15 protein-coding genes are annotated in these 15,026 nt (G+C 62.6%); 12 read left to right on the forward strand and 3 right to left on the reverse strand.

Going from position 1 to position 15,026, the window contains the following annotated elements; all coding sequences use genetic code 11:
* Positions 1 to 11: 11 nt before the first annotated feature.
* Genes GB927_RS10380 through GB927_RS10405 form a run of 6 tightly spaced genes read left to right on the forward strand, consistent with a single transcriptional unit; the run spans position 12 to position 6,608 of the window.
* Entirely contained in the window at positions 12 to 1,337 is a 1,326-nt protein-coding gene (locus tag GB927_RS10380; protein ID WP_256116707.1) for an ABC transporter substrate-binding protein, read from the forward strand.
* Between the two features lie 14 nt (positions 1,338 to 1,351).
* A complete protein-coding gene (locus GB927_RS10385; RefSeq protein WP_256116708.1) occupies positions 1,352 to 2,317 on the forward strand; it encodes a carbohydrate ABC transporter permease in 966 nt (321 codons plus the stop codon).
* On the forward strand, positions 2,314 to 3,174 hold the full coding sequence (locus tag GB927_RS10390; RefSeq protein WP_256116709.1) for a carbohydrate ABC transporter permease: 861 nt from the start codon (positions 2,314 to 2,316) through the stop codon (positions 3,172 to 3,174). Before GB927_RS10385 ends, GB927_RS10390 begins: the two co-directional genes overlap by 4 nt.
* Before the next feature lies 1 nt (position 3,175).
* On the forward strand, positions 3,176 to 4,039 hold the full coding sequence (locus tag GB927_RS10395; protein WP_256116710.1) for a PfkB family carbohydrate kinase: 864 nt from the start codon (positions 3,176 to 3,178) through the stop codon (positions 4,037 to 4,039).
* A gap of 2 nt (positions 4,040 to 4,041) precedes the next feature.
* Positions 4,042 to 5,445 (forward strand): NAD(P)/FAD-dependent oxidoreductase, encoded by a 1,404-nt coding sequence (locus tag GB927_RS10400; RefSeq protein WP_256116712.1) that lies wholly within the window; start codon positions 4,042 to 4,044, stop codon positions 5,443 to 5,445.
* 47 nt (positions 5,446 to 5,492) lie between these two features.
* Positions 5,493 to 6,608: an ABC transporter ATP-binding protein gene (locus tag GB927_RS10405; protein ID WP_256116713.1), complete on the forward strand. Its 1,116-nt coding sequence runs from the start codon at positions 5,493 to 5,495 to the stop codon at positions 6,606 to 6,608.
* A gap of 42 nt (positions 6,609 to 6,650) precedes the next feature.
* Here GB927_RS10405 and GB927_RS10410 read toward each other — a convergent pair whose 3' ends face one another.
* Both GB927_RS10410 and GB927_RS10415 read right to left on the reverse strand, forming a co-directional pair.
* Complete coding sequence (locus GB927_RS10410) at positions 6,651 to 7,865, reverse strand: NADP-dependent isocitrate dehydrogenase (protein ID WP_256116714.1); 1,215 nt, start codon at positions 7,863 to 7,865, stop codon at positions 6,651 to 6,653.
* Between the two features lie 49 nt (positions 7,866 to 7,914).
* Entirely contained in the window at positions 7,915 to 8,589 is a 675-nt protein-coding gene (locus tag GB927_RS10415; protein WP_256116715.1) for a FadR/GntR family transcriptional regulator, read from the reverse strand.
* A 249-nt stretch (positions 8,590 to 8,838) separates the two neighbouring features.
* On the opposite strand from GB927_RS10415, the gene GB927_RS10420 reads away from it, so the two are divergent.
* Genes GB927_RS10420 through GB927_RS10440 form a run of 5 tightly spaced genes read left to right on the forward strand, consistent with a single transcriptional unit; the run spans position 8,839 to position 12,947 of the window.
* Positions 8,839 to 9,828 (forward strand): ABC transporter substrate-binding protein, encoded by a 990-nt coding sequence (locus GB927_RS10420; protein WP_256116719.1) that lies wholly within the window; start codon positions 8,839 to 8,841, stop codon positions 9,826 to 9,828.
* A complete protein-coding gene (locus tag GB927_RS10425; protein WP_256116720.1) occupies positions 9,828 to 10,670 on the forward strand; it encodes an ABC transporter permease in 843 nt (280 codons plus the stop codon). Before GB927_RS10420 ends, GB927_RS10425 begins: the two co-directional genes overlap by 1 nt.
* A 1-nt stretch (position 10,671) precedes the next feature.
* Entirely contained in the window at positions 10,672 to 11,478 is an 807-nt protein-coding gene (locus GB927_RS10430) for an ABC transporter ATP-binding protein (protein ID WP_256116721.1), read from the forward strand.
* Positions 11,479 to 11,484: 6 nt separating this feature from the next.
* Complete coding sequence (locus GB927_RS10435) at positions 11,485 to 12,237, forward strand: ABC transporter permease (protein WP_256116722.1); 753 nt, start codon at positions 11,485 to 11,487, stop codon at positions 12,235 to 12,237.
* On the forward strand, positions 12,237 to 12,947 hold the full coding sequence (locus GB927_RS10440; RefSeq protein WP_256116724.1) for a fumarylacetoacetate hydrolase family protein: 711 nt from the start codon (positions 12,237 to 12,239) through the stop codon (positions 12,945 to 12,947). Before GB927_RS10435 ends, GB927_RS10440 begins: the two co-directional genes overlap by 1 nt.
* A 418-nt stretch (positions 12,948 to 13,365) precedes the next feature.
* On the opposite strand, the gene GB927_RS10445 is transcribed toward GB927_RS10440, so the two are convergent.
* Positions 13,366 to 14,553 (reverse strand): MFS transporter, encoded by a 1,188-nt coding sequence (locus tag GB927_RS10445; protein WP_256116993.1) that lies wholly within the window; start codon positions 14,551 to 14,553, stop codon positions 13,366 to 13,368.
* Positions 14,554 to 14,638: 85 nt separating this feature from the next.
* Here GB927_RS10445 and GB927_RS10450 point away from each other — a divergent pair, with 85 nt between their 5' ends.
* Positions 14,639 to 14,962 (forward strand): ArsR/SmtB family transcription factor, encoded by a 324-nt coding sequence (locus tag GB927_RS10450; RefSeq protein ID WP_256116725.1) that lies wholly within the window; start codon positions 14,639 to 14,641, stop codon positions 14,960 to 14,962.
* The last annotated feature ends 64 nt before the right edge of the window (positions 14,963 to 15,026 follow it).

Genomic DNA, 15,026 nt, shown 5'->3' on the forward strand with positions numbered 1-15,026 from the left:
GGAACTGCGAAATGAAAGCCAACACGTTCTTGAGCACGACGAGCCTCGGATCGCTTGCCGTCGCCGCATTCGTCATCGGCGCTGTCGCCAGCGCTTCTGCGGCCGATCCGGTCGTGGCCGACCCCAGCGCGACGGTCGAATATTCGGGCACGGTCAGCGTGCTGACGAAATTCGGCCTGCAGCAGCTTTCCCCCTTCTTCGTCAATGCGGCCAAGGAATATGAAAAGCTTCATCCGGACGTGAAGGTCGAACTCATCCAGGAGAGCGACGACAGCGTGAAGGGCAAGACGAAGGCGCTCGTCGCGTCCAATTCGCTGCCGGATGTCTATTTCACCTGGACGGGAAGCTGGGGCGAGAATTTCGTACGCGGCAACCGCGCCGTGGACCTGACGCCGGTCATCGGCCCGGACACCGAGTGGGGCAAGACGCTCGCCACCGCTGCGGTCTCCGCCTTCCAGTACAACGGCAAGCTCTACGGCATTCCGCTCTACCTCGACGCCAAGTTTATGGGCTACAACAAGAGCCTGTTCGAAAAGGCGGGTGTTTCCGAACCCAAGACCTTTGACGAACTGCTGACCGCCTGCGCGACGCTGCGCAAGTCGGGTGTGACGCCGGTCTCCTTCGGCAACAAGGAAGGCTGGCCGGGCGTGCACTATGCGGGCCAGTTGCTCGCCTACAACGTGCCGCAGGCGACGCTCGAAAAGGATTTCGTCCCGGCCACGGCCGACTATGCCGATCCCGGTTATGTCGTCAGCCTGACGCAGTTCAAGAAGCTGATCGATGAGTGCTCGGACGGATCGGGCACGAACGGCTCGTCCTATGCCTCGGCCATACAGCAGTTCGGCAGCGGCAAGGCCGCCATGTACTATCAGGAGATCATCGAGTTCGACCAGGCAACGGCCGAAGGCGCGCTGAAGCGGGAGGATTTCGGTTTCTTCAAGCTGCCGGCGCCTGCCGATGCCAAGGGCGACGTCAAATCCATCGAGGGCGCGCCGGAAGGCTACATGATCAGCGCAGCCTCGAAGAACATTCCGCTCGCAATCGATTTCATGCGTTTCGTCACCTCGGCTGAAAACGGCAAGGTTCTCTCTGCGCCGCCCTACGGCCAGCCGAGTGCGACCGTCGGCGGCTATTCCGCCGACAGCATGAACCCGGCCGTCGTCGGTGGCCTGAAGGTGATCGCGGATTCCTCCTATCTCATGCCCTGGCTCGATACGGCCAATCCGCCGCGCGTAGCGGCTGCCTGGCTTTCCGGCCTGCAGGCGCTGGTCGGCGGCACCATGAGCCCCGAAGAGGTCATGGAACGCGTCAAGGAAGCGGCGGCTTCGTCCAAATAAGGATAGGGCCGGCAATGGCTGTCATGAAGCATGAACACGAAGGTGAAGCCGCCAAAATCGGCTTTACCGGGCCGAGCCGGGTCGAGAAAGACCGGTTCGGCCCGATCGCCGGGGTCCTGTCGTTCCGCTGGGTCCTCATCGCCTTCGTCCTGATCCTCTGGTTCGTCTACTACCCGATCATCGACAATTTCATCGTCAGCACGAAGAACCAGGACATCTTCACCGGCGAGACCGCCTTCATCGGACTGGACAATTACCGTCGCCTGCAAGGCGATCCGGTCTTCTGGACGGCGATCGTCAACAACACGCTCTATGCCGTCATCTCCGTCGTCTTCCAGGTTTTCGGCGCCTTCGTGCTGGCGGCACTCATCGAGGGGCTCACCGAAGAGAGATGGCGCCGGTTCTGGCGCGCGGTCTATTTCGTGCCCTCGGCCATCTCGATTACCGTCACCGGCCTCCTGTTCTATTTCATTTATCAACCCGATATCGGCCTCCTAGATTCCGCACTGACGCAGATCGGGCTTGCGGAGTGGTCGCGCGCCTGGCTCGGCGAGGAAGGCACCGCGATCTACGCCATCATCGCCATGAGCCAGTGGCAGGGTTTCGGCTATTCGACGCTGCTCTTCGCCATTGCGATCCAGAAGATCCCGCGCGAACTCTACGATGCGGCGATCATGGACGGGGCAGGGACCTGGCGGCGCCTGTGGAACATTACCTTTCCGCTCACCCGCGAAATGACGGGTCTCATGGTGATCGTCACGATCACCGGCGCCTTCCAGGTCTTCAACGAGGTCATGGTGATGACCGGCGGCGGGCCCAACAACAGCAGCCAGGTGCTCGGCACATGGCTTTACCAGCAGGGTTTCATCGAAAACGACTTCGGTTATGGCGCGGCCATCGCAACGGTCATCTTCGTCATCACGCTGATCACCGGCTTCGCGCAGCTCTGGTACACCAAGAGACGGAGGGTCGATCTGTGAGCGTCTCCCATCACCCGCGGGAAACCGAACGCACAGACTTCGTCGCCGTGCTCGCGAAGACCTGCCTCGTCACCTTCCTCATCAGCCTCGGCTTCGTTGTGCTCTATCCGCTGTTCTGGATGGCGACGAACGGCTTCAAGACCAATGCCGAAATCTTCGGCAACCCCTTCGCGCTGCCGAGCGGCTTCAGCATTGCGAACTATATTTCGGCCTGGAACCAGGGTATCCGGAACTATATCGCGACAAGCGTCATCGTCACGCTCGGCTCGGCTGTCTGCACGGTGCTTGTCAGCGCCTGGACAGCCTATGGCCTGACCCGCTCGAAATTGCCGGGAAAGCCGTTCTTCGTCGGCATCGTGCTCGGCGGCCTCATGCTGAGCCCGACGGTCGCCGTCATCCCGCTGGTGCGCATGATGCAGGATCTCGGCCTCTACAACACCTATTGGGCGCTGATCATCCTCTACACCGCCTTCCGCATCCCCTTCACGACCTTCCTCATTCGCGCCTACATGCTCGGGCTGCCGCGCGATCTGGACGAGGCGGCCATCATGGATGGCGCCAGTGAAGGCCAGATCTTCTGGCGCGTGACGCTGCCGCTCTGCAAGCCGATCCTGGTGTCCTGCGTGATCCTGCATGTGCTCTTCGCGTGGAACGAATATCTCTTCGCAATGATCTTCACCAGCGGCGCGGACCTCCAGACGCTGCCCGTCGGCCTTACCTCCATCATGGCGAAGCATGGGACGAACTATGCCATCGTCTTCGCGGCGATGACGCTCTCCGCACTTCCCATCGTCATTACCTTCTTTGCGGCCCAGCGTTTCTTCATCCGAGGACTGGCCGAGGGCATCGGGAAATAGTATGAACAACGCCAATCCCACCCTCATCGCCGTCGGCGACAATTGCCTCGACGCCTATCTCACCAAGGGTTTCGTCACCGTGGGCGGCAATGCCCTCAACGTCGCCGTGCAATGGCGGCGGCAAGGACTGAACGCCCGCTATTTTGGCGCGCTGGGGCCGGACGAAGAAGCCGAAATCATGTTCGGCGCCATCGAGGACGTGGGCTTCGACCGGGCGGATGTCGAAATACGCCCTGGCTCTTCGGCCGTGACGCTTTTGACCGACGATGCCGGCGAGCGGCGCTTTCTCCTCGAATCCCTCGGCGTCGGCGAGGACTATGTCCCAAGCCCCGAGCGCTACGCCGCGTTGCTCCATGCGGACTGGGTGCATCTCGGCACCAATTCCAGCGAACGGCTGGTCCGCCGGCTCGTCGCGGATGGCGCGCCGTTCAGCATCGACGTCTCCACGCGGCATTTCGACCTTTCTCTCGAAGGCGTGCCGCTGGTTTTCGCCTCCGGCCCGGACGATCCGTCCGAACCGGTCGAGCCGCTGATTGCGCGGTTCAAGGCGGCGGGCGCGCGCCAGGTCGTGATCACCTGCGGTAAACGCGGCTCCTTCTATCACAATGGCAGCGTCCTGTTTTCCGCGGGCTCAGTGCCGGTGGCCGTGGTCGACACCTGCGGCGCGGGCGACAGGTTCATCGCGAGTTTCGTCGTGTCGCGCCTGTTCGAGAAACAGTCGGAAGAAGCCGCCCTTGAACGAGCCGCGGCCGAGGCTGCGGAAACCTGCACCCATCTCGGCGGCTTTCCCCAGCCGGTCCTCGCGATCCCGCAATGGCTGCTCGACAAATACGACAGCGTCATCCGCACGGCACAGAGGGCCTGAGCATGAACACCATCACGATGAGGCCGCCCGTGACGGCGGCGAAGGCGGATCGCTCCTTCTGGCTGCAAAGCATCGATGCGGACGCCGTCACCGCGCCCTTGTCGGGAAGCGAGACCTGCGACGTGGCGATCGTCGGCGGCGGCTATGCCGGCCTGTGGACGGCGCTCCGAATCAAGGAACAGTCTCCGCAGACGGAGGTGACCGTGCTCGAAGCGGATTTCTGCGGCTCCGGCGCCTCCGGCCGCAACGGCGGGCAGGTCCACACCTGGTTTGCCGAAATCGACATGCTGCGCGCACTTGTCGGCGAGGACGACGCGCTCATGCTGTGCCGGGCGACCGCTGATGCTATCGAGGAATTGCAAGGCTTGCAGGCCTCCGGCACCATCGACATGGACCTGAGGCTCGACGGCTGGCTGTGGACGGCAAGTTCGACTGCGCAGGAAGGTGCATGGGCGCAAGCCGAGGCCCTCAGCCGTGCGTTGGGCGAAGCGCGCTTCCAGCCGCTTCAGCGTGCCGAAATCCTGCGCCGCACCGGCTCTGCCGCATCTTATGTCGGTATCATGGAGGGGAGGGCGGGCACTGTGCAGCCGGCAAAACTCGCCCTTGGCCTGCGCCAGCTCGCCCTTTCCAAGGGTATCGTCATCCACGAGCACAGCCCAGTCATCGAAATCGCCCCGGGTCCGCGACCGCAATTGCGCACAGTGAAGGGCGCGCTGTTCGCCGGCAAGGTCGTGCTTGCCGCGAACGCCTGGCTCTCCGCCATCCCGGAACTGCATCCCTATCTCTACGTGGTCAGCAGCCAGGTCATCGCCACCGCGCCGGCGACCGGTATCTTGGAGCGGATCGGCTGGGTCGATGGAGCGTCGATCTGCGATGCGCAGCATCATGTGCTCTACTATCAGCGCACGCCGGCCGGCAACGTCATCTTCGGGCGCGGCACGGGCGGCATCGCCTATCGGGATCACATCGACGGTCGTTTCAACCGCAGCGGCGATGCGGGGGCGGACAATATCCGCGAACTGCACCGGGTCTATCCGCAGCTTAAGGACGTGCCCGTTCTCTACGACTGGAGCGGCCCGATCGACTGCACGGCGCAGCACCTGCCGGTCTTCGGACATCTCAAGGACCACGCGAACATCTTCTACGCCATGGGCTTTAATGGCACCGGCATTGCGCAGGCGCCCATCGCCGGCCGTATCATGGCGAGCCTCGTTCTCGGCCGCGACGACGCCTGGTCCCGATGCGGACTGGTCGGCCTTGACAACCGCACCAAGCTGCCGCCCGAACCCTTCCGCTATGTCGGCGCGAAGGTCGTGCGCCGGGCCATTCGGCGAAAGAACGATCTCGAAATCCTCAACCGGAAACCGGATCGACTGACGCGGTTCCTCGCCGGGCTCGCCCCCTGACGGCGCGCTGCCCGCAAGGGTGAAATCAAGAAAATGGAATGGGAACGATGGTCGATTTGTCACTGAGAAACATCCGCAAGGCCTATGCCGATCTCGAAGTCTTGCACGGCATCGACCTCGACATAAAATCGGGCGAGTTCATCGTCTTCGTCGGCCCGTCCGGCTGCGGCAAATCCACCCTGCTGCGCTCCATCGCCGGCCTCGAGAGCATCACCTCCGGCGACCTCGTCATCGACGGCGAGCGGATGAATGCCGTCGCGCCCTCCAAGCGCGGCATCTCCATGGTATTCCAGTCCTATGCGCTCTATCCGCACATGACCGTCTACGAGAACATGGCCTTCGGTCTGCGCATCGCCGGCATGCCGAAGGCCGAGATCGACACGCGCGTGCGCCGCGCCGCTGGGATCCTGCAACTCGACAAATATCTGCAAAGACAGCCGAAAGCGCTATCGGGCGGACAGCGGCAGCGCGTCGCGATCGGCCGCGCGATCGTGCGCAATCCGCGCGTCTTCCTCTTCGACGAGCCGCTGTCCAACCTCGACGCGGCGTTGCGCGTTGCAACGCGCATCGAGATCGCCAAGCTGAAGCAGAGCATGCCTGATGTGACGATGATCTATGTCACCCATGACCAGGTGGAGGCGATGACGCTTGCCGACCGCATCGTCGTCTTCAAGGACGGCTATGTGGAACAGATGGGTACGCCGACCGAACTCTACAGGAAACCCGCAAACCTGTTCGTCGCCCAGTTCATCGGCTCGCCGGCCATGAACATCCTGAAGGGAAAGATCATCGACCGCTCGGGCGAGGTCGCGCGCTGCCAGCTCGACTGCGGTCTTCTCCTCGATATCGAGGAAGGGCAGGGGAGGCTTTCCAAGGGCGAAACGATCAGCATCGGCATCCGCCCGGAAAACACCCGGACCACTGGGGAAGACGCATCCGATCCGGCCTTCTCCGGCACTATCGATCTGGTAGAGCACCTCGGCGATGTGCAGATCCTTTACGTGGACCTGTCCGGCCACGGCGAAAAATTCCTAGTCAAGGCGGATGGCGAGAGCGCCTTGGCGCGCGGGCAGAACATCCGCTTCACGCCGCGCCGCCAGGATATCCACATTTTCGACGCTGCCGGTGCTGTCGTCGCCTGCCGGGTCCTGCCGCCAACTTGAACGAAACGGCGGGGAGGGTGCCCCGCCGTTTGTTGGAATGGCTCAGGCCGCCATGGCCTTGCGGAGGTTTTCGTCGATCTTGTCGAGGAAGCCGGTGGTGGAGAGCCAGGGCTGGTCGGGACCGATGAGAAGGGCGAGGTCCTTCGTCATGAAGCCGGATTCGACCGTGTCGACGCAGACCTTTTCCAGCGTGTCGGCAAAGCGCGCCAGCTCCGCATTGTTGTCGAGCTTGGCGCGGTGCGCGAGGCCGCGCGTCCAGGCGAAGATAGAGGCGATGGAGTTGGTCGAGGTTTCCTCGCCCTTCTGGTGCTGGCGGTAGTGGCGCGTCACCGTGCCGTGCGCGGCTTCCGCTTCCACCGTCTGGCCATCCGGCGTCATCAGCACGGAGGTCATGAGGCCGAGCGAGCCAAAACCCTGGGCGACAATGTCGGACTGCACGTCGCCGTCGTAGTTCTTGCACGCCCAGACGTAGCCGCCCGACCACTTCAGCGCCGAGGCGACCATGTCGTCGATCAGGCGGTGTTCGTACCAGATCTTCGCTTCCTTGAACTTGTCGGCGAATTCCTTGTCGAAGACCTCCTGGAAGATGTCCTTGAAGCGGCCGTCATAGACTTTCAGGATGGTGTTCTTGGTCGAAAGATAGACCGGCACCTTGCGCTGCAGGCCGTAGTTCAGCGAGGCGCGGGCGAATTCGGTGATCGAATCGTCGAGGTTGTACATGCCCATGGCGACACCGGCGGACGGCGCTTCGAACACGTCGTATTCGATCTCCTTGCCGTCCTCGCCGACGAACTTCATCGTCAGCTTGCCCTTGCCGGGGAACTTGAAATCGGTGGCGCGGTACTGGTCGCCGAAGGCGTGGCGGCCGACGATGATCGGCTTGGTCCAGCCGGGAACGAGGCGGGGAACGTTCTTGCAGATGATCGGCTCGCGGAAAATGACGCCGCCGAGGATGTTGCGGATCGTGCCGTTCGGCGACTTCCACATCTTCTTCAGCTTGAATTCCTCGACGCGTCCCTCATCGGCCGTGATGGTGGCGCATTTCACGCCGACGCCGTGTTTGCGGATCGCATGCGCCGCATCGATCGTCACCTGATCGTCCGTCGCATCGCGGTTCTCGATGCTGAGGTCGTAATAGTCGAGATCCACGTCGAGATACGGGTGGATCAGCTTGTCCTTGATGAACTGCCAGATGATGCGTGTCATCTCGTCGCCGTCGAGCTCGACGACCGGGTTGGCGACCTTGATCTTCGTCATTCCATGTTCTCCCTTGGGCTGCTTTTGCCGCCCCTCCTCGGATTTCGGTTCAGCGCATATCGCGCATATGGCCTTCGACGCTGCGCAGGTGCCGACGCATCGCATCCGCTGCCGCAGCGCCGTCGCGGTTGGCGATCGCCTCGACGATGCGCTCATGTTCCGCGAAGGAATGGTGGTCCGGCGGTGGGCGGACCGGCGTGTCGCGCAGCCGCCCCCAGGTGACGGCGCGGCGCACCGCATTCAGCGTGTCGAGCAGGCCGAGCAGCAGCGAATTCTGCGAGGATTCGCCGATCAGGCGATGCAGGCGGTTGTCCCACTGCTCATAGAGCCGCCAGGTCGGCGCCTGCTGCGCCTTCAGCATGCAGCTGCGCAATTCGGCGATCTGGCTCGGCGTGGCATTGAGCGCGGCGCAGCGCGCGACCTCCGGCTCGAAAGCGATGCGCGCACCCATGACCTCCAGCGGATTGGTCCGCTGCACCATGGCATTAATATCCGCGACGGTGTCGATCGGCCGCTCGCCGGTAAAGGTCCCCTTGCCGACATGGCGCCAGACGACGCCTTCCGCCTGCAAGGTCGCCAAGGCCTTGCGCAGCGCGCTGCGCCCGACATCCAGCGATTCCGCGAGGTCGCGCTCCGGCGGCAGGCGCCCGCCCTCGGCGAGCTGCGCCGTTGCAAGGAAGTCTCTGAGCCGGGAAAGCACGGTGGCGTCGGTGTTTTCAAGCATGGTATGGTCCGAACCAATTCAGGATTGGTTTGCTTATATTGAACATATTGGCTGCTGTCAACGCGCCGTTATCCAGGCATCGAGCCGGAAATTTTTATAGTGTAAAATCAATATATTAAATCAATTAAAGGCTAGAAGTGGCCTGCCTATGTCGCATCGCAGCACGTTTAATTGGTTGACACAATGTCCGATTAATGAAGAATTGGTTTTATATTGGGTTGGGAGAACCCGATTTTGGGAGGAAGAAAAATGAACATGTTTGCCAGACGAATGAGGGCGTCCGCGGTCGCCGCCGTACTTTGCCTTTCTGCCGCAGTGCCCGGATTGGCCTTTGCCGATCCGATGCGTGTTGCTTTCGGTGATATCGCGACGGTCGAATCCCTCCATCTGCTTGCGGCGCTGGAACGCGCCAAGGAAAAGGGCGTCGACGTGCAGGTGACGTTCCTTAAGAGCGAGGACATCGCCGCGCAGGCCGTCGTCAGCGGTCAGGCCGATATCGGCATCGGCGGCCCCTATGCGCTGCTCCAGAAGGTGAAGGCGCCGATCCGCATCTTCCTGCAATTGTCGAAGCTCCAGTTCTACCCGGTGGTCAACACCGAGTTCTACAAGGAGTGGAAGGATCTCAACGGCCAGGAAATCGCCGTGCATTCGCGCGGCTCCGGCACCGAGGCGATCATGCAGCTGATGGCCGACAAGAACGGCATCGCCTATTCCAACATCTCCTATGTCCCGGGTGCCGAGGTGCGCACGGGCGCGCTGCTCCAGGGCAACGTCAAGGCGACGATCGTCGATTCCTCCGGCAAGCGCATCCTGGAAAAGGAAGCGCCGGGCAAGTTCGCCTTCCTGCCGCTGGGCGAGGTGGCAGCGACCGACGAGGCGCTCTTTGCCAATACCGATTATCTCTCGAAGAACACGAAGGACGTGGAAATCCTGGTCGAGGCCATCCTGACCACCTGGCGCGAGGTCGCGGCGGACCCGAAGGCGACCATCGCGCTACGTGAAAAATACAAGCTGCTGCCGGATGCGACGCCGGAAATGGTCGCCGACATCGACCCGTACTTTGCCGAAGCCGCAGCCACCCTGCCGCTCAACGGCGGCGGCGAGGATGCCGCGAAGGACGATTTCGACTTCTACACCGTCTCCGGCGCGCTGGAAGGCAAAGCCGCGGACCTGAAGGTCGAGGACTTCTGGGACCTCACGGCACTCAATGCGGTGCTCGCCAAAATCGGAACCAAATAATGCACATGGCCGCTACACCCCACAAGGTGAGCGCGACGGGAGGGGCCGGCAGCGGCTCCTCCACCATCGTCGAAACGCTCGCCGAATTCGCCCGGCGCCGGAAGTCCTTCTGGGTCGTGCTGTCGCTCGCAATTCTCTTCACCGCCTGGGAAATCGCCGGCCGCGTCCCGATCAGCTTCGCCTTCCCGACCTTCCTTGAAACCTTCGCAGCCCTGATAGAAATGACGCTCGACGGCACGCTGCTGCCGGCCTATGCCATCACTTTCCAGCCACTCCTCATCGGCGTCGCCGTCTCCGCGGTGCTCGGCATCGGGCTCGGCATCGCCATGGGCCTGTCCGACAAGGCGGAATGGCTGCTTGCTCCGGTCTTCATCGTGCTCCAGGCGGCACCGATGGCCGCGCTCGTGCCGCTCGTCACCTTCGTCTACGGCATCGGCCTCGTCGCCAAGACGCTTGCCGTCATCATGCTGGCGCTGCCGGTGATCGTGCTCAACTCCTACAAGGCGGTGCGTCACGTCAATCCGTCGCTGGTCGACATGTGCCGCTCGTTTCAGGGCACGCGCCTGCAGCAGATCTTCAAGATCATCATTCCGGATGCGACGCCCGTGCTGTTTGCCGGCCTGCGCCTCGGCATCGCCGCCGGCTTCATCGGCGTCATGCTCGCCGAACTGCTGATCACGCCCACGGGCATCGGCGACCTCATCACCTACCACCGCTCGATCGCCAACTACGCCCACATGTACGCGGCCGTCGCTTCCATCATCGCCGTCTCGACGATCACGCTTGCCGTCCTGCAATATGTCGAGGTCCGCTTCCTGCGTCCCGAAAAGAGGAGAAAGTGACATGGCCAATCCCATGCCGGCCCGCGCGGCCGAACAATCCGGAACCGCCACGTCCGATGCCATCGTCGAGGTGCGCGACATCTGCAAGCGCTATGGCGATATCGAGGCGTTGCGCGGCATCAACCTCGAATTCGAACGCGGCAAGCTGACGACGCTGCTCGGCCCCTCCGGCTGCGGCAAGACCACGCTTCTGAAGATCATCGCCGGCCTCGTGCCCGCCACCTCCGGCCAGATCCGCATCAACGGCAAGGTCGTGACCGGCCCGGGCCCCGAGCGCGCCTTCGTTTTCCAGGATTTCGCGCTGATGCCCTGGGCGACGGTACTGCGCAATGTCAGCTTTGGCCTGGAACTGAAGGGCGTGCCGCAGGCGGAGCGCCACCGCATCGCCAAGCACTATATTAGCGAAGTGGGCCTCTCCGGCTTCGAGGAAAAGTACCCGCACGAGCTTTCGGGCGGCATGCGCCAGCGTGTCGGCATCGCGCGCGCCTTTTCGGTCAATGCAGACGTGCTGTTGCTCGACGAGCCGTTCTCCGCGGTCGACGAACAGAACCGCCGCAAATTCCAGGAGGACCTGCTCCAGCTCGTCGAGAAGGAGCGCAAGACCTTCCTTTTCGTCACCCACTCGATCGAGGAGGCGGTCTACGTTTCCGACCGCATCGTGCTGCTGTCGCCACGCCCCGGCCGCGTCTCCCAGATCATCGAACCCAATATCGACCGCTCCGCCGCACCGGACGTCATCCGGCGCGACAAGGGCTATCTCGATGTGGTGGAGGAGATCTGGCAGGGCCTCCGGCAATATGCGGAGTAGGGCGCCATGAAACTCTTTGGCTTCAAGGTCCCCATGATGACGTCGCTCCTGTTCTGGGCGCTCGTCTGGGAAGTCGTCGGCCGGATGGATGTGATCTTCCTGATCCCGCCGATGAGTGCAATCGTTTCGGCCGGCTTCGAGCTCGTCGCGACGAATTCCTGGCAGAACGCCTCGCTGGTAACGCTGCGATCCTTCGTCGTCGGCATGGCGCTGGCGATTGGCGTCGGCGTACCGCTCGGCATCGCCATGGGGCGCTTCAAGATCGTCGACAACATCTTCGGCTTGTGGGTCAACATGTTCGTCAGCGCGCCGCTGTCGGCCCTCGTGCCCGTGCTGATGATCCTTTTCGGCCTGGGAGAGACGACCGTCGTCGTGACCGTCTTCCTCTTCGCCGTCTGGATCATCGTGCTCGATGCACGGGCCGGTGTCATGCAGGTGCCACCGTCGCTGATCGAAATGGGGCGCTGCTACGGTGCTTCAAGCATCACGATCTTTTCCAAGATCATCCTGCTTTCCGCCCTTCCGGAAATCCTCGCGGGCATCCGTATCGGTCTCATCCGCGGGGTGAAGGGCGTGGTGATCGGCCAGATTCTCGTGTCGATCATCGGCTATGGCGAACTCTTCGAGCTCTATTCCCGCTCGTTCGACATGGAGCGGTTCTGGGCTCTGACAATCATCCTCTTCGCGGCAGCCATGCTGTTGTCCGCGGCTGTGGAACTCTTTGAAAAACGCATCGAATATTACGCAGGAGCGCGATAATGAACGACATGTCCTCCATCAATGCCGCTTACGTCTTCAAGCCGGCAGCCGTCCCCACGCTACCTGTCGTCGACAGCCAGGCGCTCTTCCCGGTGCACCGCATCTACTGCGTCGGCCGCAACTTCGCCGACCACGCCATCGAGATGGGCCACGACCCGGACAAGGAGCCGCCGTTCTTCTTCCAGAAGAACCCTGATACGCTTGTCCTGCCCGGCACCGATTTCCCCTATCCGGCCGAGACGAACGACGTGCATCACGAGGTTGAGCTCGTCGTGGCGCTGAAGAGCGGCGGCGACAACATCCCGCTCGATAAGGCGCTCGATTGCGTCTACGGCTATGCCGTCGGCCTCGACATGACCCGGCGCGACCTGCAAGGGGAGGCCAAGAAACTCGGCCGCCCATGGGAGACCGGCAAGGCCTTCGAAAGCTCCGCGCCCTGCGGTCCCGTCCACCCGGTCGAAAAGGTCGGCCACCCGACGGACGGCTCAATCTGGCTCAAGGTCAACGGCGAGACCCGCCAGGAAGGCGACCTCAACCAGATGATTTGGAAAGTCCCGGAAATGATCTCCTACCTCTCGCGCCTCTTCACCCTGCAACCCGGCGACCTGATCTACGCAGGCACCCCAGCCGGCGTCGGCGCGATCGTCAAGGGCGACGTGATGGTGGCCCATGTGGACGGTGTCGACGAGGTCGCCTTCAAGGTTGGCTGAATACGAGGCGGCGCGCTCCGGCGCGCCGTCCTTTCTTATTTGGCCCGAAAGCTTGGGCAGGGAACATAGAAACTTCGGCGTTTATTTTTCCCAAAGCCGTACTTCATTTTCGAACCAAACGGTGACGTTGATCGTCCAGCCTCTCCGACCATCGATCACCGAAAAACAGAGGATGTCGCAGCGGCCACATGCTCCGCGCCCGACCATCGGTTCGTGATGGTATCAGTTCAAGGATACTTTGGGCTGTAGTCGGCGTAGACACCCCACTCCGGCAGGGCAGAGTAGGCGAGCGATCCGCGCACGAAGGAATTCTTGTCGAAGGTGCTTTGAGGATAGCTGATATGACGTGCGGAGCGGCCAACACCAGCCGCGTGAATCTGATTGTGTGCCAACCCGCTACGAATCCAGTCAGACAAACTCAAGACGACGTTCCGAACTTCCGCAGCAGGCCCGCCGCCGCCGAGAACAACACGATCAGCGTGCCATAACCGAGCGTCGTCGCCGTCAGGCCGAAAGCGCCGACGGCGATGCCGGCCAGCAGGGTGGGTAGGCCGAAGGCAAGGTAACTCAATGTGAACAGGGCGGCGAAGAGTTCGCCGCGCTCGTCTTGTCGAACGGTCGGGACGATGGACCGCAACACGCCGTAGAAGCAGGTCCCGAAGCCGGTCCCGGCAATGACGAGGGCGGCGAGATAGGCCGGCAGGGACTGCCAGGCGATCGCAGCGAGTGTCAATGCCGTGCCGATCGAGAGCGCTGTGGTTCCGTAAAGCGTCACCTGCCGCGAGGAATGGCCGCGCGCGGCATAACAGGCGGCGGCGCCGGCAGCGCAGAGCAGCACGATGACGCTCGCTTGCGTCAGATGATGCTCGGCGCCGAAGACGTGCCGGATGATCGGCGCGCCGAGTGCAAGATAGAGCCCGCCCGTCGCCCAGCCTGCAATAACGGCCGGTGCGCTCCGCCAGAAGGCCTTGGCAGCCGTAGCCGGTACGCCGATCCGCGGCCGAAGCGAGGCCCAGACACCCCCATGCCGCGGCGCGGTCTCGGGGATGGACCAGATCACGGCGGCAAACAGCACATAGGCGGCGACGAGGGTGCCGAACACATCCGCTTCCGCCATCTCGGTCACGTCCATTAAAATGCCCGCGGCGAGAGCCCCTATGGCAAGCCCACCCAGTGGAATAACCGAGTTCCACACCGAGGCGCTTCCCGGCCTGTCCTGCGGCTCGAAATCGACCACCGCCGCAGAGAGCGCCGACAGCAGCATCCCGGCCGCGATGCCCTGCAGCACCCGTGCCACCATCAAACCGGCCACGTCGCCCGCCTGCCAGAACAGCAGCAGGCTAAGCGCCATCAGCGCAAAGCCCCCGGATATGACCGGCCGCCGGCCGACATGATCAGACAGCGATCCCGTAACAAGCAAGGATGCGAGCAGCGCAACGGTATAGACGGCGAAGATGCCGGTCAGCATCGCCGCCGAAAAGCCGATCTCCTGTTGGAGCACAGGATAGAAGGGCGAGGGCGCGCTGGCGCCAGCCATCATGACGGCCATTCCGGCAAGGGTAATGCGAAAGCCCGTGAGGCTGCGCAGCGGCATGGATTGCGTCATATCCGTCAAGGTGCACCTGATAGTTCGAATAATTTCGAACAATTCTCTACTATCATTTTCACGACGGTTCAACTAAATTCGAACCATGGCGTCCGATACCGACCTTCACCACCCCGCCCGCCACGATCTGCGGCTGACCGACGTTCTCTTCGCCTTGAGCGATCCGGAGCGCCTGGCCATCGTACGCCAGCTTTCCGATGGACCGCTTGAAATGGCGCAATGCTATCTCTCCGACCCTTCGATGCCCAAATCGACCAAGTCGCATTTGATGAAGGTTCTGCGCGAGGCGGGTGTCATCCGCAACGAGCCCCTGGGCCGCGGCCGCCGACTCAGCATCCGCCACGACGACCTAGAGGCGCGGTTCCCGGGATTGATCGGTTCAGTGCTCGGCGCTTCCGTCGATGCTTAGCGGAGGTATGACCTGATGGGCGCTGAGGGGACTCAGGGCGGATTTCCGACCAATTGCTCCGAAT

This window comes from Shinella lacus, assembly GCF_010994755.1.
In the GTDB taxonomy this organism is placed as follows: Bacteria; Pseudomonadota; Alphaproteobacteria; order Rhizobiales; family Rhizobiaceae; genus Shinella; species Shinella lacus.

What these genes read in the sequence shown, in the direction of transcription:
- GB927_RS10395 (WP_256116710.1), top strand. Translation starts at nt 3,176, where the DNA reads ATGAACAACGCCAATCCCACCCTCATCGCCGTCGGCGACAATTGCCTC.
- GB927_RS10405 (WP_256116713.1), top strand. Translation starts at nt 5,493, where the DNA reads ATGGTCGATTTGTCACTGAGAAACATCCGCAAGGCCTATGCCGATCTC.
- GB927_RS10385 (WP_256116708.1), top strand. Translation starts at nt 1,352, where the DNA reads ATGGCTGTCATGAAGCATGAACACGAAGGTGAAGCCGCCAAAATCGGC.
- GB927_RS10410 (WP_256116714.1), bottom strand. Translation starts at nt 7,865, where the DNA reads ATGACGAAGATCAAGGTCGCCAACCCGGTCGTCGAGCTCGACGGCGAC.
- GB927_RS10400 (WP_256116712.1), top strand. Translation starts at nt 4,042, where the DNA reads ATGAACACCATCACGATGAGGCCGCCCGTGACGGCGGCGAAGGCGGAT.
- GB927_RS10435 (WP_256116722.1), top strand. Translation starts at nt 11,485, where the DNA reads ATGAAACTCTTTGGCTTCAAGGTCCCCATGATGACGTCGCTCCTGTTC.
- GB927_RS10430 (WP_256116721.1), top strand. Translation starts at nt 10,672, where the DNA reads ATGGCCAATCCCATGCCGGCCCGCGCGGCCGAACAATCCGGAACCGCC.
- GB927_RS10440 (WP_256116724.1), top strand. Translation starts at nt 12,237, where the DNA reads ATGAACGACATGTCCTCCATCAATGCCGCTTACGTCTTCAAGCCGGCA.
- GB927_RS10415 (WP_256116715.1), bottom strand. Translation starts at nt 8,589, where the DNA reads ATGCTTGAAAACACCGACGCCACCGTGCTTTCCCGGCTCAGAGACTTC.
- GB927_RS10425 (WP_256116720.1), top strand. Translation starts at nt 9,828, where the DNA reads ATGCACATGGCCGCTACACCCCACAAGGTGAGCGCGACGGGAGGGGCC.
- GB927_RS10445 (WP_256116993.1), bottom strand. Translation starts at nt 14,553, where the DNA reads ATGACGCAATCCATGCCGCTGCGCAGCCTCACGGGCTTTCGCATTACC.
- GB927_RS10420 (WP_256116719.1), top strand. Translation starts at nt 8,839, where the DNA reads ATGAACATGTTTGCCAGACGAATGAGGGCGTCCGCGGTCGCCGCCGTA.
- GB927_RS10450 (WP_256116725.1), top strand. Translation starts at nt 14,639, where the DNA reads ATGGCGTCCGATACCGACCTTCACCACCCCGCCCGCCACGATCTGCGG.
- GB927_RS10380 (WP_256116707.1), top strand. Translation starts at nt 12, where the DNA reads ATGAAAGCCAACACGTTCTTGAGCACGACGAGCCTCGGATCGCTTGCC.